At 36.0% G+C, this 20,815-nt stretch carries 16 protein-coding genes; 9 read left to right on the top strand and 7 right to left on the bottom strand.

The features are described from left to right. Window positions 1-49: 49 nt before the first annotated feature. Window positions 50-3,049, bottom strand: coding sequence for a malectin domain-containing carbohydrate-binding protein (locus TYM08_RS02380; RefSeq protein ID WP_422381375.1), 3,000 nt, complete (start codon window positions 3,047-3,049; stop codon window positions 50-52). 760 nt (window positions 3,050-3,809) lie between these two features. Between TYM08_RS02380 and TYM08_RS02385 the strand changes: the two genes are divergently transcribed. The 3 genes from TYM08_RS02385 to TYM08_RS02395 are packed head-to-tail and all read left to right on the top strand — an operon-like array spanning window position 3,810 to window position 7,994. Beyond that, the gene (locus TYM08_RS02385; RefSeq protein WP_422381376.1) at window positions 3,810-4,379 is read left to right on the top strand and encodes a cytochrome b; all 570 of its coding nucleotides are present in this window, start codon (window positions 3,810-3,812) and stop codon (window positions 4,377-4,379) included. Continuing rightward, window positions 4,379-6,697 (top strand): DUF1592 domain-containing protein, encoded by a 2,319-nt coding sequence (locus TYM08_RS02390; protein ID WP_422381377.1) that lies wholly within the window; start codon window positions 4,379-4,381, stop codon window positions 6,695-6,697. Before TYM08_RS02385 ends, TYM08_RS02390 begins: the two co-directional genes overlap by 1 nt. Before the next feature lies 1 nt (window position 6,698). Continuing rightward, window positions 6,699-7,994 carry a DUF1552 domain-containing protein gene (locus TYM08_RS02395; RefSeq protein ID WP_422381378.1) on the top strand — a complete coding sequence of 432 codons (1,296 nt, stop codon included), beginning with the start codon at window positions 6,699-6,701 and terminating at the stop codon, window positions 7,992-7,994. A gap of 136 nt (window positions 7,995-8,130) precedes the next feature. On the opposite strand, the gene TYM08_RS02400 is transcribed toward TYM08_RS02395, so the two are convergent. Beyond that, entirely contained in the window at window positions 8,131-9,345 is a 1,215-nt protein-coding gene (locus TYM08_RS02400; protein WP_422381379.1) for a multidrug effflux MFS transporter, read from the bottom strand. 389 nt (window positions 9,346-9,734) lie between these two features. Between TYM08_RS02400 and TYM08_RS02405 the strand changes: the two genes are divergently transcribed. The 5 genes from TYM08_RS02405 to TYM08_RS02425 all read left to right on the top strand — a co-directional run bounded on the left by TYM08_RS02405 (window position 9,735) and on the right by TYM08_RS02425 (window position 15,143). After that, on the top strand, window positions 9,735-10,490 hold the full coding sequence (locus TYM08_RS02405) for a hypothetical protein (protein ID WP_422381380.1): 756 nt from the start codon (window positions 9,735-9,737) through the stop codon (window positions 10,488-10,490). A gap of 99 nt (window positions 10,491-10,589) precedes the next feature. Beyond that, the gene (locus TYM08_RS02410; RefSeq protein ID WP_422381381.1) at window positions 10,590-12,182 is read left to right on the top strand and encodes an ATP-binding protein; all 1,593 of its coding nucleotides are present in this window, start codon (window positions 10,590-10,592) and stop codon (window positions 12,180-12,182) included. A gap of 137 nt (window positions 12,183-12,319) precedes the next feature. Further along, complete coding sequence (locus TYM08_RS02415) at window positions 12,320-12,979, top strand: hypothetical protein (RefSeq protein WP_422381382.1); 660 nt, start codon at window positions 12,320-12,322, stop codon at window positions 12,977-12,979. A 62-nt stretch (window positions 12,980-13,041) separates the two neighbouring features. Next, complete coding sequence (locus tag TYM08_RS02420) at window positions 13,042-14,430, top strand: tetratricopeptide repeat protein (protein WP_422381383.1); 1,389 nt, start codon at window positions 13,042-13,044, stop codon at window positions 14,428-14,430. Between the two features lie 23 nt (window positions 14,431-14,453). Then, window positions 14,454-15,143, top strand: a complete 690-nt coding sequence (locus tag TYM08_RS02425; protein WP_422381384.1) for a response regulator — start codon at window positions 14,454-14,456, stop codon at window positions 15,141-15,143. Between the two features lie 63 nt (window positions 15,144-15,206). Here TYM08_RS02425 and TYM08_RS02430 read toward each other — a convergent pair whose 3' ends face one another. The 5 genes from TYM08_RS02430 to TYM08_RS02450 all read right to left on the bottom strand — a co-directional run bounded on the left by TYM08_RS02430 (window position 15,207) and on the right by TYM08_RS02450 (window position 19,716). After that, the gene (locus tag TYM08_RS02430; RefSeq protein ID WP_422381385.1) at window positions 15,207-15,626 is read right to left on the bottom strand and encodes a globin family protein; all 420 of its coding nucleotides are present in this window, start codon (window positions 15,624-15,626) and stop codon (window positions 15,207-15,209) included. Window positions 15,627-15,804: 178 nt separating this feature from the next. After that, window positions 15,805-16,332, bottom strand: coding sequence for a PadR family transcriptional regulator (locus TYM08_RS02435; RefSeq protein ID WP_422381386.1), 528 nt, complete (start codon window positions 16,330-16,332; stop codon window positions 15,805-15,807). Then, window positions 16,322-17,572: a hypothetical protein gene (locus tag TYM08_RS02440; protein WP_422381387.1), complete on the bottom strand. Its 1,251-nt coding sequence runs from the start codon at window positions 17,570-17,572 to the stop codon at window positions 16,322-16,324. The genes TYM08_RS02435 and TYM08_RS02440 overlap by 11 nt, the downstream gene beginning before the upstream one ends. 383 nt (window positions 17,573-17,955) lie before the next feature. After that, the gene (gene hemH / locus TYM08_RS02445; protein WP_422381388.1) at window positions 17,956-19,035 is read right to left on the bottom strand and encodes a ferrochelatase; all 1,080 of its coding nucleotides are present in this window, start codon (window positions 19,033-19,035) and stop codon (window positions 17,956-17,958) included. A 171-nt stretch (window positions 19,036-19,206) separates the two neighbouring features. Then, entirely contained in the window at window positions 19,207-19,716 is a 510-nt protein-coding gene (locus TYM08_RS02450; RefSeq protein ID WP_422381389.1) for an SRPBCC family protein, read from the bottom strand. Window positions 19,717-19,877: 161 nt separating this feature from the next. Between TYM08_RS02450 and TYM08_RS02455 the strand changes: the two genes are divergently transcribed. Beyond that, on the top strand, window positions 19,878-20,771 hold the full coding sequence (locus TYM08_RS02455) for a LysR family transcriptional regulator (protein ID WP_422381390.1): 894 nt from the start codon (window positions 19,878-19,880) through the stop codon (window positions 20,769-20,771). Window positions 20,772-20,815: the final 44 nt, after the last annotated feature.

Here is a 20,815-nt window from a genome sequence, read left to right on the forward strand (position 1 = left end):
CGCTGTTTATGGCGCCGTTTTTAATGTGAAAAGCCGGTTTAAATGCCTACTACTGGCATTGATAATTTACTGCATCGCCGGTGCAGTTTATGAATCCGCCTTGGCCAATGCCCATGCCTTGTTTGACAGTGTCTAATACGTCACTTGGATTACTATCTAAACCATATGGATAACTTGGTACTACTGAGTCGTCATTATTTAAAGTATTGACGTCATAACCGCGACTGCTAAATGCGTTTAATAATTCTGGCCAGCCAGTGTCGCTGAAAATATTTTGTTTTCTTGAATCGGTTAATAAGCTGTTATCCCATGGCGCGTAAATTTTCAAATTATCACCATCGCCCATTGCAAATGGCTCTTTGCCGTCTAAATAGCTGCCTTCGACTCTTAAGATGGCATCGTGGCGACCGTTAAGTCCGGTTTTGACATCTTCCCAAAGTGAATTAATAAAATGCGCATGCCCCCCATCAATGGCTGGGTTGCGCCCGTGTCCTTTATAAAAACGAGTATGATCAAAGGTTAATGCTGGGTTTTCGGTGGTAAAAAATGGATAAGGCGAATCGGTCTCGCCATTACAACGCCAGTCTTCTGAGCTGTTAATGTCTAACCAAGAGAACGTCATCCAACCTGAATCTTCATAAGCGTAAAATCCATATTCGCCGTTTGGATCGTCTACACGAGTACCAGATAGCACAACCGAGCCACGACCAAAATTAGAAAACGACATATGGTCTAACCAAATATGATCGGCACCAACTAAGTACATGCCATCATTCCAAACTCGCGCATCACCTGGTGTGTCGCGAACGGAAATATTTCTGAAAATCACATTGCTTACAAAATCGCCATCTGCGGATGGATTGCTATTGCGTGCAACCCATTGTGCTTTGGCAATATTTGCTCCGTCGCCCAAACCAATAATGGTTTTATTTAGACCAAACCAAATTCGACGACCATGATCGTTGTAAGTACCTGTTGGTGTATTTTCACCGGTGCACCAAGCTAAAAAGTCCCCCGTTGCTAAATAAGTGCCGCCGCTTGTGGTGCCACATTGTAGATAACAAGAGGCAATCACTTTTGGGCTGTCTGCTGAAAAATCATAATCGCCTTGTTCAAATATCACGATTTTTGCTTCGCTGCCTTGAAGTGCGGTATTTAATCGATCAAATGAATCAGAGCGAGTTGAGCCTTGAAAATCACTGGGCTTAAACCAAGTCACGTTACTGAAGTTTTTAGCGCGGGCATCTTGCCAAGTACCGCCGCCCACTGTTGGACCTGAATATCGGGTTTGTTCGTCGCCATTTGCAGGGGAACCGTCTGAAATTACAATGTCTTTTTCAATGGTTGCCCAACCAATAGGGCGCTCGTTTACCATTACTTCCATTGGGTCGGCGTTGCCAATTATGCTTACTTCAAACGAAGCACTGGCTTGGTTGGTGCCTGTTAATTCGCCTAATGATTTATTACCAATAAATGATTCAAACCCATAGCCATTTTGCGCATCGCCGTTGTAATGAAATTGTTGGTTAGGCGCATTGGTGCAGTTTTGTAATGATGATTCATCGCCAGCTACTTCTAGGCACATGCCGCTGTTGTTATCAATTATGCTTAGAAAGTCATCGCTTAACACTTGTAAACGTAATACCGCCAGATCTGATCCGCATACTGAGCTCATATTCATGATGCCAAATATTGCAGTCATACATTGGTTTGTACCTAACTCACGTAACGCTAACGTACTAAAACGAAGATCTTTTGAAATATCCACACCAGCATCTGTTACCCCTACAAAACTTTGCTCGGCTTGGCCGTACGCTGAACGAACTAAAATTGCTGAGACTATGGCTAAATCTTGTTCGGCTGTGTATTGAATGGTTAAAAATCCATCCTCAACGGTAACTGGGTCAGAGGTAATGTCTAATGCGGTGTTTTTGCCTGCTAACAAAAACGGGTCGATATTGGTTTGGATTGATTGCCCTTCAATGCTGATGCCCATCTTGCGAATATCTGCTGCGCTTTGGAACATCTCGGCAATTGACGTTGTGACTGTATAAACATTATTGCTTACAGGTAATTCATAAGTAAATAAACCAAAACGCTGTGTTTGATAAAGGGCATCGTCATTGGTGTTATCTACTTCTGCTGTATAAGTGTCGGTGCCATAAAACGCACCACCGTCATCGTTTGCCAAATAAGATGGGTCAGCGATGTATTCAATATTTTGCTCTGAGGCAAAAGGGGATGTACTGCCAACATTAATGGCGTACACAACCGGTTCAATACAATCTAGCCCAGTGGTAACAACCGAAACTTTGCCATTGGATGTAATAGTAATGTAATCAATATTAGGTAAACCTTCAGCGGTGGTTGCAGTTAATCTTAGGGCATATTCACCAGGGGTGATCACTTGACTAAACTGACTTGATTGCTCCGTCCAATTTGCCCAAACATCGGTGGTATTAGGTAATAGCATGGGGGTGAAGGATAAGTCGGATTGAAGTTGCGCAAAACTTAATTGAGCATCGCGGCTGTTGTTACTTCCGTTTGCGTAGCGAACTGAAATGTTCAACTCTGAGATATCTTCAACGTTAAGCATCCATGTTAATTCGGCGCCTAATGCATTAGGTGTATTTAAAGCCGAACCGCTTGATCCTGCATGTATGCCTTGTTCTTTAATATTGTCATAAAAACAAGCGAATAAATTGGATTCATCAGCCATTACTGTGAATTCAGTTTGGACTTGCGTTTGAGTGATTGTGTTGGTTTGGGTCAACGTCTCAGTCGGGGTGATGATCTCTGTTTCTGTTTCTGTGATTGATTGAGTTGTAGTTTGGGTTACCGTATTTGTATCACTTTGGGTCGCCAAACTTGTATTGGTTTGGGTGTCAGTTATTGTTCCATCCGTTATCGTGTCATCAGTTATCGTTCCACTTAGTGCTTGAGTATTGGTTGAGGTAGTACTTTGTGTATTGGCTGCATTGGAATTAGACGTGTCACAAGCACTTAAAGCAATGGAAGCTGCCAGTCCAATTATTAAATGAGACTTCATATTTCACCTATTAATTTATTGAAGGTATCAGTGGGGAATATCCGTGAGAGACAGCAACACAAAGATTCGATTATTTTTCGGGAGTATAAAGGGTACATAAAAATACATTGTGAAAACTATCACAACATAATAATAACAATATAAACGTATCGAATACATTGAGAAGTGGCGCAGGAAACCAGCCTTTAAGGACACTGGTTGTGAATTTTTTGAGCAGGGTAAATAAGGAAATAATCTTTCTGTAGGTGCGTGATTCATTGCGCAAAAAACTAACCCAATCATTTATAAAACCAAAATTTGTTGAAAACCTCGGAACGAGTCCCGAGCCTACAATGTTGGAAATAATCTTTCAGCTCTATCAAGACACACTAAATAAAGAGCATTTAAAGGATTTGGTTAGTTTTTCCGAATGAATCCGGAACCTACAATGTTGGAATTAATCTTTCTGTAGGTGCGTGATTCATTGCGCAAAAAACTAACCCAATCATTTATAAAACCAAAATTTGTTGAAAACCTCGGAATGAATCCCGAGCCTACAATGTTGGAATTAATCTTTCTGTAGGTGCGTGATTCATTGCACAAAAAACTAACCCAATCATTCAAAAAACCAAAAATCAGTCAAAACAGACGCTTACTTTTTAAAAGATTAATAAACGTTTAAAATTAATGGAAAATGCTAAATGTTACACGTTTTGCAGCAGTCAAATTTAAATCAACATGCTAGTATTGGTGCATTCATTTTCAATCTACAGTATTCATCATGTCTTCAAATTCACACCCAAACCTTCCATCACACCCACCATCAAACCCGAGCAAACAATATAACCTGCAAACTAAGCTCATTCATTGGGTATTTTTGTTGTTATTTATTGTCATGATTGTCTTGGGCAAGGTGATGACTTCTGTTTCATTTGAAAACCCGCTTTCTTATTATTTACCTCAATATCATTATTTATTGGGTTTGATATTATTGGGATTAGTGATTTTCCGATTTAAAAATTGGTGGGCAAATCGTTCTATGTTGTCACCAACGCAAGATAAAACCCTTAAATGGCTTGTGGCCAGAGTCGTGCAATTTTGTTTATTGTTGTGTGTCACTTTGTTAATAATTTCAGGTTATGCCTTAGCCACCATGGATGGCACCCCTGCGTTATTGCCTTGGGGCAGTTGGTTGCCCCAGCTGTTGCCAAATGATGTAGCATCCGAACAACAGCTTTATGCTTTGCATGAATATTCGTTGATGGGATTTTTTACTATACTGTTTTTACATGTTTCGGGCGCATTGTTAAATTTGATCACCAACTGGCGCTCCATTAAGAGAATCCTTTAATGAAACATTTATTTTTCAAATTTTGCTTTATAGTATTTTGCTTGCTTGGCATTAATATCTTTGTTCAGGCTGACGATTCGTCAATGACTTCTGCACAACTTTTGCAAAACACAATTGATCAAGCTCAGGCAGACTACAGTCAATGGTGCAGTAATTGTCATGGGCAAGATGGGTTGGGTGTGGGAGAGTTTCCAAAACTTTATAATTGTTTTCGCTGTAAAAATGAAAAAGAATTAATCCAATACATTCAAGCCAAAATGCCCCACGGACACAAACAAGACTGCGTAGATGAATGTGCTAAATCTACCGCATTTCATATTTTAAATACCATAGCCGCACAACCTGCTGCGCAACGCATTGCTAAAAAAGTCACCATTCAGCGCCTTAATAAAAATCAATACAACCATACCGTTCAAGATTTATTTTCTACAAACCTAAGACCTGCTGATGACTTTCCATCTGATGATCACGGTTATGGATTTGATCGTATTGGTGATGTGTTAAGTATTTCACCTGTGCAGTTTGAATTGTATTTACGCTCAGCTCAAATGCTGAGCGATGAATTATTTCAATCTCTAAACGTGCAATCTGTAGATAAACTAGTGAAAAGCCAACAATTTAAAAGTACAACGGGTAAAGATATGGGAGACTATTTTAACCTTTGGTCTAACGGTGAGGTTTCAACCAAATTTTATGTGGTGACACCAGGGGCATACAATGTGACCATTATCGCTTCAAGCTCAAAAGGGGGCGATGAAGAGGCGAAAATGGCTTATACATTAAATGACCAATCTTTAAATTATGAAGAAGTAGAAGCCGATAAAATTAAACCCTACCAAAAAAAATTTCAATTTAAAAAAGGCATGCAAAAAATTGGTGTTGAATTCTTAAATGATTTTTATGATGAAAAAACCAAACAAGATCGAAATTTATTTGTGCAATCTATTCAGATACAAGGGCCAATAATCAATAATGAATTAAAAGAAAAAGCAGAAGGGTTTATATTTTGTGACACTTACGACAGCGATATAACTTGTTTGACAGGTATCATTCAAAACTTTGCATCAAAAGTGTGGCGCAGGAACATTCAACCTGAAGAAGTCGGATTATTAATTGGGTTATTTAATCAGTTTGATGAAAATACAAAAAAAGAAGAGGCATTAAAAGAAGTCTTTAATGCTGTATTAGTGTCGCCTAATTTTATTTTTAGATTAGAATCGTTACCAACGAAAGATAATCAATTCTTATCTCATTATGAAATCGCTTCTCGGTTGTCTTATTTTATTTGGGACAGTAATCCAGATGAAATATTAATGAATTTAGCCAAAAATAATCAATTGCACGATGTTAATGTTATTAAACAACAGGTTAAAAGAATGCTGTTGGATGATAAATCTCAACGTATGGTAACTAGTTTTGCAGGGCAGTGGTTATTTTTTAATGCAATGGACGAACATGATGTGAATATGGCGTTGTTTCCAAAATATAATTTTTCTATTTCACAAGATTTAAAACAAGAAACTTCAATTTTATTTCGCGATTTTATGTTAAGCGATCAACCATTTTCAAATATTTTGTCTAATAATTACACCTATTTAAATGATAATCTAAAACAATATTACGGCATCAAAACATCTGAAAATACATTATCTGCAACAGATGAAAAAAACTCAAAATTTGAAAAAGTATTCTTAAATAATACTCCAGAACGATTTGGGTTATTAAGCCAAGGCAGTATTTTAACCACCACTTCTCATGCTAATCGCACATCGGTAGTTAAACGCGGTAAGTGGGTGTTGTCTAATTTGTTGTGTCAAACGCCGCCCCCACCGCCACCTGCTGTAGAAGGCGATCTTGCTGAATTATCAGACTCATTAACGCTTAAGCAAAAAATGAAAATCCATGCAAGTGATCCTGTGTGTCAATCTTGTCACGTAACAATGGATGCGATTGGTTTTGCCTTTGAGCATTACGATGCCATTGGATTATATCGACAAACCGATAACGGATTAGATATTGATAGCAGCGGCGAATTAGGATTTAGACAATCTTTTGATGATGCTCAACAGTTAAGTGACATTATCAAAAAAGATCCACGATTTAATGAGTGCGTGATTGAAAAGTTATACACATTTGCAACCAACAGTGGCGTAAGTGTTAACGATGCATTCTTTTTAAAAGAGATTTCAAAACAATTTAATGTGAATAAAAATAGCTGGCTTGAACTTATGCAAATCATAGCCACAAGTGATGGGTTTTTAAAACACAGCCCTTCGCAAGATATGTTCAGTAATCAACTTAGTCAAACGGTGCATTAACATGAGTTTAAATAGACGAGCATTTTTATCCAGCGCTGCGGTTACATTAAGTTTGCCTTGGATGGAATCACAAGCCAGTACACAACATCAAACGAAACGTTTTGTGGGGTTTTATGTACCAAATGGCATCCATATGCAAAACTTTGATATTGAAAACGAAGGACAACTTCAAACATTGTCCCCCATTTTGTCACCATTAGAATCAATCAAACATAAACTTACTGTTGTAGCAGGATTAAAAAATACCCCAGCCAAACCAAATGGTGCAGGAGATCATGCATCGGGTACGGCATCGTTTATGTCGGTGGCGCATCCTAAAAAAACAAATGGTTTAGGAATTAAAAACGGCATCACAATCGATCAGGTTATTGCTAATCATCTTAAATCTTCTACGCCTGTGCCTTCATTGCAATTAGGCTTAGAAGGTGGCAGCAGTATTGGAGATTGCGATTCAGGCTATTCTTGTGCGTATCCAAGAAATATATCATGGGCGTCTGACACGCAACCGTTACCTAAAATTGTCAATCCACGTTTGGTGTTTGATTATTTATTTGCAGGCGAAGATAAAAACGAGACAGTCATACAAAGAGAAAAAAGATTAAAAAGACAAACCAGTGTTTTAGATTATGTGAATGACCAAGCCAAAGCATTAAGTAATAAGATCAGTTTTACAGATCGTCAAAAAATGAATGAGTATTTAACATCCGTAAGAGAAACCGAATTAAAAATGCAAGCTACAGCTCAGTCATGTGGATTAGATTTAGTGACAGGCCAATACAATAATGTAGAAGCACACAGTGAAATCATGACAGACATAATGGTCATGGCATTAAGTTGCAACCATACACCTGTTATAAGCTATATGATGGGTAATGGCGGTTCGCAACGTAACTATGGATTTTTGGATATAGAAGGAGGGCATCACGATATTTCTCATCATCAAAATCGAAAATCCAATTTTGAAAAATTAACTAAAATTAATCATTGGGAAATAACGCAATACGCAGATTTAGTTAATAAACTTGACCAAATCAATGAAGGTGAGGGTACGTTACTTGATCAATGTTGTGTGTTTTTATCAAGTGAGGTATCAGATGGTAATCGACATAACCACACTAATTTACCTGTGATTTATGCGGGAAGTTTAGGTGGGAATTTATTAACGGGGCAAAATGTAAAACGATCGTTTAGATCCATTGGGGAGTTGTATATTTCAATCGCTCAAACCATGGGAGTAGAGCTAAATCAATTTGGTGATGCATTTGCACCATTGCAGGGAATTGCGTTGAATTCATAATGTTAATAACCAAACCTGTTTAAACCAAACCAAACCAAACCAAACCAAACCAAACCAAACCAAACCAAACCAAACCAAACCAAGCCAATTAAGCTAAACCATAACCTTTCAGCTACGAAAGGTTATGTAGAATTGTTTAAACCTGTTCTGTCTGCTTATTTATTTTACCCACATAAATCAAAATACCCGTTGCAATGGTGCCAATAAATACAAATCCTAAAGTGATGGGCATGACAGTGCCATCATATAGCTGTCCAATAGTTGTTCCGATAATAATAGACATAATAGACGACACAGATCCAATTACCGCAGAGGCAATGCCCGCATTGTCACCCATTGGCTCCATTGCCATGGCGTTGACATTACCAAAAATCAAACCAAAACTAAAAAATACACAGGCAATATAAGTTAAGAAAATCCACAAATTAATGTCCATTAATAATTGAATAATCAAAAAGATAACCGATGCCAGCACAATGGCCATAAATGCAGACTGACTTAAAAATTGCATACCCAGTCTTTGCACTAATTGTGAGTTGACCATTGACGAGACACCCATTACTAATGCAAGCACACCAAAATACACGCTGAACATTTTTCCTACTGCAAACTGCTCTTGGAATATTTGTTGAGAGCTATTTAAATAACTAATAAAACAACCAAACAATAACCCCATACAAATCGTCAAACTCATAGTGATTTTATGGGTGATCACTGCTTTAAAACCAGATAAAAATCCAGGTACGGTTAATTTAATACGATGATCTTTTGGTAGGGTTTCTGGTAAACGTAAAAATATCCATAATGTGATGATTAATGCATACGCAATATAAAAAATAAACACACCACGCCAATCTGATATCAACAATAGACCTTGACCTAATGTAGGTGCAATAGCTGGCACTAACATAAAAATCATCATCACTAATGACATGATTTTTGCCATGTCACGACCTTTATATTGATCACGTACTAATGACACTGCTGAAATATATGGACCAGCAACTCCTAAGCCTTGAATGAATCTTCCGGCTAATAACGTGTTTAAGTCTCCAGCGAAATAACAAAGTAATGTGCCTGCTAAATACATTAACAATCCAGCATACAAAACCGGTTTGCGACCAAGTGCGTCGGAATAAGGGCCGCAAATTAATTGGCCTAACGCCATACCTAAAAATAAAGCACTGATGACAAGTTGGGTTCTATTTGGGTCACTTACTAATAAATCACTACTAATAAACCCAAGAGCAGGTAACAGCGCATCAATAGAAATGGCGACCATAGACATTAATGTTGCAGTAAAAATCGTCATTTCCAACGGAGAAATAGCGGGATTGGTTTGGGGTGTCATAGTTAATACTCGAAAATAAAAAGATTTTAAGTAAGCAAAATGGGGTTTTGCTAGGGGTGGGCATTTTAGCATTGGTTTAACTTTAAATGGTTAAACAAACGCAGATTAATGACTTATGGCCAACAAATAAATCGAAGCATAAGCAATATGGAATTGAATGATTTTTTGAGAAAGATCAAATGTTTCTTACAATGTATAACATTAGTGGCACAGATTAAAACTGAATAAGGCGTAGCAAAACATTTTTCCCACAGTAAACCCAAGGACACAGTGCAAGCAATGAATAATAATTTACCCCACATTGATTAACACTTAAAACTTCTTAAGAGTGTGATTGATTTTAGTTTGAGTATTAAAAATAAAATTAATAATCCGTAAGGGGAAAAATTATGAACTTAAAGAAAACGTTAGCAATATGTGGCTTTCAAGTTGTTGCATTAACTGCAGCATTACAAGCAACTGCTGAGCAAGATGGTGTTTGGGCAGAATGGGATGAAATTGAGATCTCAGAAATTGTACTTGATGAAAACTTTGAAATGACAATTGAAGAATCTTTAGAAGTCATTACTAAAGAGCACAAACCCAATCGCGCCCGTCATGAATTTGAAGGTGAATTTAATCATAATGGATCAGCTAAAATTGATTTTTCTGACTTTGAATTACCAGCGTTTATTAAAGAGTCTTACCCTGAATTTGAAGGGGATTTTGAAGATTTCTTAGAAATGAAAAAAGAAGAGCGTCAAGTATTTATAGACGCTAAAAAAGTAGAATTTGAAAATGCTGATTTTGAAGCTGAATTTGAACATAAAGAAAAGCATGAATTTGAGCGCCCAGAATTTGTAGAGCGTGAGATGCCAGAATTCGAAAAACCAGAATTTGAGCGCCCAGAATTTATTGACGGTGACTTGCCTGAGTTTGAAGTTCCTGCGTTTGAACGTCCAGAATTTGTAGAAGTGGATTTACCTGAACTGGAACTTCCTGAGTTTGAACAAGGCGAAAAACCAAAATTTGAACGTCCTGAATTTCCAAAAGACGATTTTGAATTTGAACTGCCAGACTTTGAACTGCCAGACGTTGAAGTAGATGCAGAAATAGACGTTGAAATGCAAGTAAATGCTGACGTTGACGTTCAAGTATCCATCTAAAAAATTGTCATTGTTTCATTCAAGCAGCATAATAGTCTAATCACTACATGCTGCTTTTTTGCGTGTGCCTGTTATTTACCGTAATAATTAGATTATTTTATGACTCGATTATTTTTATCTCTGTATCTTAAATTAATAGCCGCCGCTCAAATATCCGTTGTGATTATTTGGTTGATCTTCAGCTCTGTCAATAAACAGCGTGAAATACAATATTGGGAGCACCAAATGTCAGGAGTTGCATATTTAGTGCAACAAGGAGCAAGTCGTCATCAAGGTGAAAGGCAACTGGCCTGGCTTAAATTAGCCTCCAATATTACTGATCTATCATTTAATTTAGTGAATCAATCCCTTAAAGATTCTAAAAAGAATTTACAAATCAAAAAAACAAAATTTAATGATCAGTTTCAAGCAAATGTGGCGTTAGGCGATAAAACCATACAGTTTGATTTTTCTATTATTAGTAAACAATTTATGGAAGGCGTTAATAAACTGATTCTTAATGAGCTTGCTTTGCGTAACACTATTGAAAGAGAGGGCTTTTTAATTGAGTTGAATTATCAATTTAATTATCCAATTGCCATGATACAAAGCCTAGATGTTGCATTAACTGAATTTGAAAAACGTCAATTAGGGTCAGGATTAGTTATTTTTAGATTTGAAGAAGGCATTAGCGCTATCAGTGGATTTGGCGATCCAAATACATTTTTAAAATCTGGCGCAGTGTCAGCATTTGTTACCTACCCAACAAGTTTATTATTAATTGCGAGTTTTGCGTTATTTGTCTTAACGTTATTGATGTCATTATTATTGATTAGACCATTAGAGAAGCGTTTTTCAATGTTTTCAGATCAAGTGGATTTAATAAAGTTGGGCAATAAAAATATATTTAATCGGGTGAATATTCGACAACCAGGTAATGATGAATTGTCTACTTTATCAATTAAAGTCGACGACATGGCTAAACGCATTATTCAATACGCAGAAGAACAACAACAAATGACTCGTTCTGTAAGTCATGAAATTCGCACCCCAATTGTAAAAATGAATTATCGATTAGCGCGGTTTAATCAAGACAACATGAATGAAAGTGAACTCAAAAATTTTAATGGACTTAAAACAAATATGGCGGAATTAGACAGTTTAGTAGACGAACTTTTGTTGTATTCTAGCCTTGATAAAATGCCTTCACCTGAATTGGTTTGTATTAACTTATATCAATTTTTACAAGATCAAATTAAGCCTTTGCAAAATTTGGCATGCGCGGACATTCATTTAAAAACTATCAAAAATACCGATACCGATACCGATACCGATGTACTAAGTTTTGCTCCGTATCTTTCGCGGATTATGCAAAATTTACTGACCAATGCGCAGCGTTATGCTCAACAAAATATTTGGGTAAGTTTTATTGTCACCCAAACGGGTTTTACCATAGTAGTTGAAGATGATGGTTCAGGTATTTCAAAAGAGTTGGCTAGCAAAATATTTGAGCCGTTTGTAGTGGACGATGAAAGTCGAAATAGTGCCTTAAATGGTCATGGATTGGGTTTATCTATTGTAAATAAAATGGTATCTGCGCTGTCAGGTGAAATAGAAGTATTAAGCAGCGAAAGATTAGGTGGAGCTTGTTTTGTACTTACATTCAATGAAAAAAGTGACCCTGTCGATGTTTCTAACATTTCTAAGACATAGGCTAACGAAAAACAACCGATTTTTATTACATTAAAAAGTATTATTTAAGCCTATATTATTTGAGGATTGCTTAGTTAATCTAAATATTAGTTAGCCTTTGCTCCTCTAAGTTTTGTTGTCATCAATTTGAGTTATGTATGAAGTATTATAATCCTATATTAAATCTGTTATTTATCATATTGGGTGTCAGTTTGGCTCCTATAGTTTGCGCTGAGGTTGATGAATTTGACCAGTGGGAAGAATGGATCAGTGAAGATCTTTTTGATCAAGGTGAGCTACAGGACTTTGATGAATTACAACTTTATGAATTGGACAATAGTGATATTCATCGTTTACCAAAACTTGATAAACCATTAAAAAATGATGATCAAGTTTGGTTGCAAGATCTTTGGGAGATTGAGAATTCTCATTGGGAGCAAAATATTCAATTAACGGATGAACAACGAGAGTTTTACGAGCAATGGTTAGATCATAAAAAAGATGGCTCAGAATATACTCCCGATCAACTTGATTGGTTAGAGCAAGTTGAATTGGATGATGATGCAGAACACAATAAATTTGATCGACCAAACCATGATCATAAACCACATGATCATCACAACCCAGATGATTATGATAAACCATCATTTAATGAGTTACCTAAACCCTTTGATTTAGATGATGCACCGCAATTCGATGAGTTGTTGCCACCACCATTTATGCCACTACCATTTATGCCACCTTTTGAATTTGAAGACTTTAATCCAGAAAATTTTCAAGATGAAGACGATCATCGATCGGATGATGATGACGATTAATTCGTCATTTTTTGTGATTATTAAATTTAAAAACATATACGTTGTTTCAAGGTGAATCAAAAGTGAGTTCAATCGTTAAAGTATCAATACAGTTTTTTACTGTAACCCTATTCTTATTTTTTGTATCAACATCATTGTATGCGCAAGAACTAAGCAGTGAACAAGTAAAACAAGCAAGAGTTGTTATTAAGGCGCTGCAAAAAAATAAAAACTATGCAGATGCTGACGAAATGATTAAAGAATTAATAAAGCAGCAACCTGATAATCCATTATTTTATTTGGATTTATCTTTAAATTATTATTATTCAGGCCAACCAATTAAAGCTGAAAAAGCATTGCAATATTTGATGGAAAATAAAAATATAGAAACTGCACCAGATCAAGTACAGCAAAATATTTCTGTATTTTATAAAAAAATACATCAAGCGGCCGAAGCCCATCGTGAAAAAAACTACAATAAATCAAGCTACAATAAATCAAGCAACAATAAATCAAAGTTCAATTATTCTGTCACGATCAGTACTAATTTTAACGATAACGCCAATTTATTTCCAAGTGATGTCGATGCGCAGCAAACAGAAGTGCAAAATGGTAATGAGTTTTTTGCTACTTATAACTTAGATCCTTCGTTATTTGGTTATGATACGCAAACTAATAAAAGCGTAACTACTGCAACAAATGTTTCGTTAAATTATTATTCAAAATATAAAGCTGTGAGTTCTCAATATTTACAGCTTGGGCATTTTTTGAAATTTTCAGGACAATCAACAAGTCAAACAGATGAGCAAACCAATAAAGGCATTTCATTTAGTTATAAATTTCAGCCAAAATTAAAATCTGTTAACCAAACTTCTTTGATCAGTACTCAGCAATATCCAGTTTCGTTTACTTATTTAACCGAAACTACAAACAGCTTAGCGATACTTTCTTTTGAGCCGAGTGTGAATGTATTTAAAGCTCATAGATTTGGTTATCGATTTAATTTTAATCAACGATTTTATCAACAGTCGAATCTTCGTCAACTTACCCAAACGCCTGACACCTACGAATATTATATTGATGACATTCAAGATGAAATTGTCAGTCATGCTGTATATTACCAATTTAATAAACAATTTGAATTCAAATTTAATCCTGTGATTTATAATAAACTTTCATTTGGGGTTGTTTCTAATGCAAGTGAATACACTCATTTTGGAAATTTATTAAATATTGAAATAAACATAACCAATAATCTTGCTATATCTGAGCAGTATCAATATAAGTATTTAAGTTACACTGATGATACCCGTATAGATATGGAGCACGCATTTATAAGTGCCATAGAATACGATTTATTAAAAAAATTGAAGATAGAGTCGCAATACCAATTTAAAATGCGTGATTCTAATGAAACAGAAGATAAGTATAATCAATCTCAATATACGATCATTTTAAAATGGATCGACTAATTGATTAACTACACGAGGTCACAATGAAACAGCATATAATGTTAGTAGAAGATGAAGTTGAAATTGCCGAATTAACAAAAGAATACTTAGAAGATAATGGTTATAAAGTGTCTGTTTGTTATAACGGGTTTGATGCAATTCAACAATATCAAGAATTAGAACCTGATCTGATCGTTTTGGATGTCATGTTACCTAAGATGGATGGTATGGAGGTATGTAAACATATTCGTCCGACATTTAAAGGGCCAATCATGATGTTAACATCACGTGATGATCAAATAGATCAAATTTTAGGCTTAGAATTAGGTGCGGACGATTACGTTCCTAAAACTTCAGACCCACGATTGGTACTGGCCCGAGTAAAAGCATTATTGCGTCGAAACGATCATATAAAACCCAATGATTCTGCTGATGATGGTGTCTTGGATTTTGGTAGTGTGTTTATTGACTTTGGCATGCGAGAAGTAAAAGTATTTGGTAATACCATTGAATTAAGCTCGCCCGAGTATGAATTATTATGTTTGTTAGCAAACAGTGCTGGTAAAGTCATGACACGGGAAAAAATATTTGAAAATATGCGTGGCATTCAATATGACGGACAAAATCGATTAGTTGATATAACTGTTTCGCAGCTAAGGGTGAAACTTGATAGTCCTGAGCGTATCAAAACCGTACGCAATAAAGGCTATCAATTTACTAATAAAGTCGATTGATAAAGTCGTTTGATTTTCTCGATTCAATACTGTTGTATTGAATCGAAATTTTCTCAACTGAAATTAAGCAATTTCATCATTGTAAGCGGCATCACACATTACATTTTTTAAAATGGTGTAAGCAGTGCACCACGCTTCTTTTGCTTCTTCGGTGTACGCAGGTCCTAATCCTTTTTCTAATGTCCATAATAATGATAAGCCAACCGTTTCGTACATATCAGAAGTGACACCATAATCCACATGGCGCCTGCCTAAATCTTGAATAGCAGGAATTAATGCATCTAAATTATTTAAACCATTTACCACATAACCTAGCATCTTCATTAACTTTGCGCCCTGCAACGTTAAATCTGATTTAAATAATTTTTTTAAACTAGGATCTAATTCAAATAAGCGCGTATAAAAAAGATCAGCAGCGGTATCGGCAATCGGTACGACCATAGCAAAGGTTTGTTGTATTATTTTTATTTGTTGATCATTCATCTCACACCCCTAAAATTTTAGTTAGTGAATATTTTATTCATTGTTCGTGCCAATTTTTAAACCTAATAAATAAGGGTTAATTTATTTAAAATACATTGTATATGCACTAAATTAAGTCGAAAGTTAAGGCTGGTTAACAATTTTAGTGCTTTTTAAAGTCACACTCGATTTTTTAAAGTCACACTCGACTTTTTAAATTCACATACCATTTACGAGCAAACTGCATATAATCAATACCAAAACGTAAGGTCTCTAACCTAAGCTTTTGCACTGAAGTGAGTGTGATGGATTTTATTTTTTGTTGATTTAATTGATCTAGCATTTTTAATGCATCTAATGACTCATCTAATTTTGCAATATATTCGTCAATTATTATTAGAATTTGTTCAGTTTTTAAATGCCCAATAAAAAATAATTTAACCAGTGCATCTTCTTTGATTCGTCCCATTTCAATAGAGCAGCTTAACCATTTTTTAAATTCAAGTTCACCTGATTTTGTAATGTGGTATTCAAAACTCTTTCGTTTACCCGATAGAATTTCTTTTGATTCACAAAAACCATTTTTTTCTAATTTTTTTAAACAAGGATGAATGCTGCCTAAACTGCAGCTATAAAAAAAATCCACACTTTGTTCCATGGCTTTTTTGATTGAATAAGATGTGTAAGGCTGCTCAATGAGTAGTCCTAGTATGATTTTATCTTGCATAAAATACTTCTATGGTTGCTTGTTTGTTTTTAAAATAAGGTGTGATGTTTAACTCTTTAGAATGAGGTTGCAAATAAAAATCTAAAATATCCACGCTGCTTGCATTCAGCCAGTGACCAAATTTTTTACCGTTAATTTTACCTAACATGCCAAATAATTTTAATATCGACTGATGGGTTAAGTCAGTAAAATTATTGTGATGTGCTTTTTCAATATTTACCAAGCAGCCTCCAAATGAGTTAGATTGAACTGACCGATCACTGACTCCAGTCATGCCAATATTATGTTTAGCTAACTGTGTGCCGTTGCCTTGAAATACGCAAACAGGTGATGCGTAGTAATTTGTCAAGTCAATGCCTTGTTGAAACTCAAATAATACCCCAGGCGCATCATAATTAATAACCAATGCAACGGGTGTTTTTTGTTTGGCTAGTTGTCTGCTTGCCTCAATTGAAATCATTGCTCCTAATGAATGCCCCACAAGAGCTATGTTAGATAAGTCCATATGTTGGAATACTGGCTGAGGCTGATTTGAAAAAGCATCAATGCTTTGAATTAGATTACGTGCACCGTTATCTACGTAAGGTGCGTACTTTGAAAATAATGAATCGTTACCAAGTTGTTTGAGCTGAGCGATGTAATTGGAGTGATCACTATTTTTGATGGCGTTTAAATTGTCAGCCATGTCTTTTGCCATGATTTTAACGCGTTTTTTATTCAAATTATCAAGCTTAACCATTGCAGGGGTCGTTCGATCCATTTGGATATAATCGCCGTTTGTGTATTCGGTTAACAGCGACGCTTTTGGATTGCTTATTGCCACAATGATGTAGCCATTTTTGGCAAAGTGTTCCATCATTTTATTGTTTTGGCGGGCAAAAGAGGCAAACCCGTGACTGAAAAAAACGACGGGGTGTTTGCCTTCAGCAATAGGTGAGTGAGTACTTGCTTGCGTGGTGGTCTTTGTTGATATTGAGAATCTAGGCATTTTAAATTGTTTTGCCATAGCATCACGCATGGGGATGCTGGTTTCATAATCAACTTCACCAGAAGGCTCTAGAGTTGGATACCAAATGATGGCGTTGAGCTTTTCACCTGATTTGATTTGATAATCAATTTTAGTGATGCCCACTTTGTAGTTTGGGCGAGTGTTTTTTTTCATAGTGGCTGCGCATCCTATTGTTGTGATTAAGAGTAACGCAAATGCGAAAATTTGAGTATGTTTCATTGTTTTAACCATATGTATCTATCCGATACATAAAATATATATCGTATAGATATATATTGCAATCAAGCAAACTAAATAATTTGTAATGAATCGTTTGTAATTGATTGTAAAAAGCCAGTTGTGGACAAAATTTTGAGGGGGATTATGCGTTGAATTAAAAGTGGGCTATGTTTTAAATTGTTGTTGCTGTTTAAAGTAAGTCAACTTAATAGTCGCTTTAGCCTAGGTTTAACAAGCAAGGATTCAGAATATACCTCGCAGTATCTGTGAATTGAAAATACGTTAAAAATCAATCCGTTATTGAAACAGCAACACAAATGTAAAACATAGCGGAAGCAAAGCGGTTTTTTCAATATTCAATGAATTCCCAAAGTGGGAATTCATTGGTTTAATACTTACTGTTTAGCACCAAATAATTTAGCCTGTTGCTCGGTGATATTCACATCTTGCTGAATTGACCAATCAGCAATACTGGTTTGAATAATATTAGCAAGCGCATCGATATGTTCTGCATCGGCATTTAATGCCTTGATGTATTCAAACTTTTCACCGCCGGCTTCTAAAAAGTAGTCACGGTTTTCTTCGCCAATTTCTTCGATAGTTTCTAAACAATCGGCACTAAAACCTGGACACACAATTTGTACAAATTTAATGCCCTGTTTCGGAAACGATTTTAAAGTGAAATCAGTATATGGTTGTAGCCATTCTTCTCGGCCAAAACGAGATTGGAATGTGGTCATGTATTGCTCTTTAGACAAACCTAATTTTTCTGCAATTAAGCGTGATGTTTTATAGCATTCACAATGGTACGGATCACCTTCATCTAAATAGCGTTTTGGAATGCCGTGATAAGAGAATAATAATTTGTCAGGTTGTCCGTTGCTGTCCCAATGTTTTTGTATTTTATTCGCCATCGCTTGAATATAGCCTTCATTATCATGGTAGTGGCTGATGAATCTAAAATCAGGTATCCAGCGACGTTTCATGAAATCTTGAGCAATAGCATCAAAAGTAGAGGCGCTGGTTGATGCAGAGTATTGTGGGTAAAGAGGCAGCACCACTAATTTGGTGACACCCTGTTCTTGCATAGAGTCTAATGCTGTACTAATTGATGGTTGTCCATAACGCATGGCAAGTTCAACAACAACATCATCGCCATACTGTTGTTTGAGTTTGTCTGTTAAAGCTTTGTGTTGGTGCAGAGAATGAACCAACAATGGAGAGCCTTCATCAGTCCAAACACCTGCATAGGCTTTAGCGGAACGCGCTGGACGAATATTAAGAATCACAATGTTTAAAATACACCACCAAATTAATTTAGGTACTTCAACAACTCTAGGGTCGGATAAAAACTCTTTTAAATAAACGCGAAGTGCTTTTTTAGTGGGGGCTTGCGGCGTACCTAAATTGGTGATCAATACGCCAATTTTAGCGGGTTGTTTGTGTGAAAAATGACTTTTACCTTTAAACTTCATGTTGGGTGTCCAATACAATTTGAAATAGTGCGTAACTATACCTAATTTTGCTCAAAGTTTCGATTATGAACAAGATTAGGTAATAGGCAGTAATACGCAAAAAACAGATGTTTGGATGATATTAAAAGTGATAAATGGGCAATTCCTAAATTTTGGTATTGCCCAACTGAGCTAAGCGGCTTTCATATCTTTTGCAAAAAAATCTTTAGATGCATGTTCGTCTTCCAATACAGACTGTACGGTTTTCACTATGCTGTCTAAATTGTTTTTCAATTTGTTTCGCATCATTAGTTTGTGCATCATTTTGCCAATTATTGATAAACGAATTGAATAAACCAGTGTAACGGTTAATAACGTGTCACCATTTTCAGTTGTGCTCAACTCCCATCGACTAGTCGCCCCATGAAGTGGACCAACAGGAGATATTTCATATTCAAACCCTTCGCCTTCTTCCCAAACAGTAATGTGTTCATCAATTCCGCCAAATCCTTTAATTTTACAATGCCTGCTATGACCTAAACCCACTTCTTTTTTACCCATACCATAAGATTCTTTAATGCTCGGTACCCATTTGTACACGTTGTCAAATTCAGATAATAACGCCCATGTTTTGGCTTGGCTGGCCTTAATTGTTATTTTTGCCTGTGCTTGATACGGACCTTTTGCTTGTGTTGGTTTCATGTTGTTGCCCTTTATTAAATATAAAATGTACACACAATATAGAGGCATAATGGAGATTTATTAAGACGGGGATATTGCGAAAGTGTGGTGCATTTTTGCACCAGATCTATTAAGGTTTATCATTTAAAATACTAACATTACAAGGCGAAAGAGTAAGCGCTATGAATTGGGACGACTTAAAATATTTTTTAGCAGTAGCACGAAATGGCTCGGTTAGATCTGCAGCTAAAGTGTTGGGTGTCAATCACACGACAGTTTCAAGGCGTATTAAACAGTTTGAAGAAGACTTAGGTGAGCGGTTATTTGATCGATCCAATGGTGGGTATGAGCGAACGATAATAGCCGATGAAATATACCAAGAGGCCATTCACTTAGAAGAGCGAATGTTTAATGTCTCACGTAAAGTGGCCTGTAAAGATCAAACACTCACAGGTGATATTCGTATTACGGTACCAGAAGGGGTGGGTGAGTGTTTATTAATGCCGTCTTTTTCTAAATTTTGCGACAGTCATACAAAAATAAATATTGAAATTATATCTTCAGCGGTGCCTTTAAATTTAAGTAATAGAGAAGCGGATGTTGCTATTAGAATTTGTAAAAATCCACCTGAACATTTGGTAGGTAGAAAATTAGCCAATATGCATCGAGCCTGTTATGTCAGTGCGCAGTTAAAAGAACAGATTAAAGATGAAGACTTTGTAAAGTCATTAAATTGGTTGGGGTTTTCGCAACGTGCAAGAAGGCCAGTAGGTCAAGTAGCCAAAGACTATCCTAAATTGAAAAGTAAACATTATATGTTAAATATGAATATGCAAGTGGCTGCATGTAAATTAAATATGGGGGTGGCAATTTTGCCTTGTTTTATAGCAGATAATGATTCAAGTCTCATACGAATTCCACCTTTTACTGATGAACATCAGTACGATTTATGGCTGCTGTATCATCCTGATTTACGTAAAAGTAAAAAGATTCAGACGTTTGTTCATTTTTTATATGAACAATTTGAAATACTGAAGCCGTTGATTGAAGGTGAGTGTTTTACGTTAAGTCCGTAGACAAAAAAATCCTCAATGCATTTAAGCATTGAGGATTTTTTTCT

The organism is Marinicellulosiphila megalodicopiae (genome assembly GCF_045862395.1).
Lineage (GTDB): Bacteria > Pseudomonadota > Gammaproteobacteria > Pseudomonadales > Natronospirillaceae > Marinicellulosiphila > Marinicellulosiphila megalodicopiae.

Coding starts and splice junctions, on each gene's coding strand:
- TYM08_RS02380 (WP_422381375.1), bottom strand. CDS start 3,049: ATGAAGTCTCATTTAATAATTGGACTGGCAGCTTCCATTGCTTTAAGT.
- TYM08_RS02430 (WP_422381385.1), bottom strand. CDS start 15,626: ATGAATGATCAACAAATAAAAATAATACAACAAACCTTTGCTATGGTC.
- TYM08_RS02425 (WP_422381384.1), top strand. CDS start 14,454: ATGAAACAGCATATAATGTTAGTAGAAGATGAAGTTGAAATTGCCGAA.
- TYM08_RS02405 (WP_422381380.1), top strand. CDS start 9,735: ATGAACTTAAAGAAAACGTTAGCAATATGTGGCTTTCAAGTTGTTGCA.
- TYM08_RS02385 (WP_422381376.1), top strand. CDS start 3,810: ATGTCTTCAAATTCACACCCAAACCTTCCATCACACCCACCATCAAAC.
- TYM08_RS02440 (WP_422381387.1), bottom strand. CDS start 17,572: ATGGTTAAAACAATGAAACATACTCAAATTTTCGCATTTGCGTTACTC.
- TYM08_RS02435 (WP_422381386.1), bottom strand. CDS start 16,332: ATGCAAGATAAAATCATACTAGGACTACTCATTGAGCAGCCTTACACA.
- TYM08_RS02400 (WP_422381379.1), bottom strand. CDS start 9,345: ATGACACCCCAAACCAATCCCGCTATTTCTCCGTTGGAAATGACGATT.
- TYM08_RS02390 (WP_422381377.1), top strand. CDS start 4,379: ATGAAACATTTATTTTTCAAATTTTGCTTTATAGTATTTTGCTTGCTT.
- hemH (WP_422381388.1), bottom strand. CDS start 19,035: ATGAAGTTTAAAGGTAAAAGTCATTTTTCACACAAACAACCCGCTAAA.
- TYM08_RS02415 (WP_422381382.1), top strand. CDS start 12,320: ATGAAGTATTATAATCCTATATTAAATCTGTTATTTATCATATTGGGT.
- TYM08_RS02455 (WP_422381390.1), top strand. CDS start 19,878: ATGAATTGGGACGACTTAAAATATTTTTTAGCAGTAGCACGAAATGGC.
- TYM08_RS02395 (WP_422381378.1), top strand. CDS start 6,699: ATGAGTTTAAATAGACGAGCATTTTTATCCAGCGCTGCGGTTACATTA.
- TYM08_RS02410 (WP_422381381.1), top strand. CDS start 10,590: ATGACTCGATTATTTTTATCTCTGTATCTTAAATTAATAGCCGCCGCT.
- TYM08_RS02450 (WP_422381389.1), bottom strand. CDS start 19,716: ATGAAACCAACACAAGCAAAAGGTCCGTATCAAGCACAGGCAAAAATA.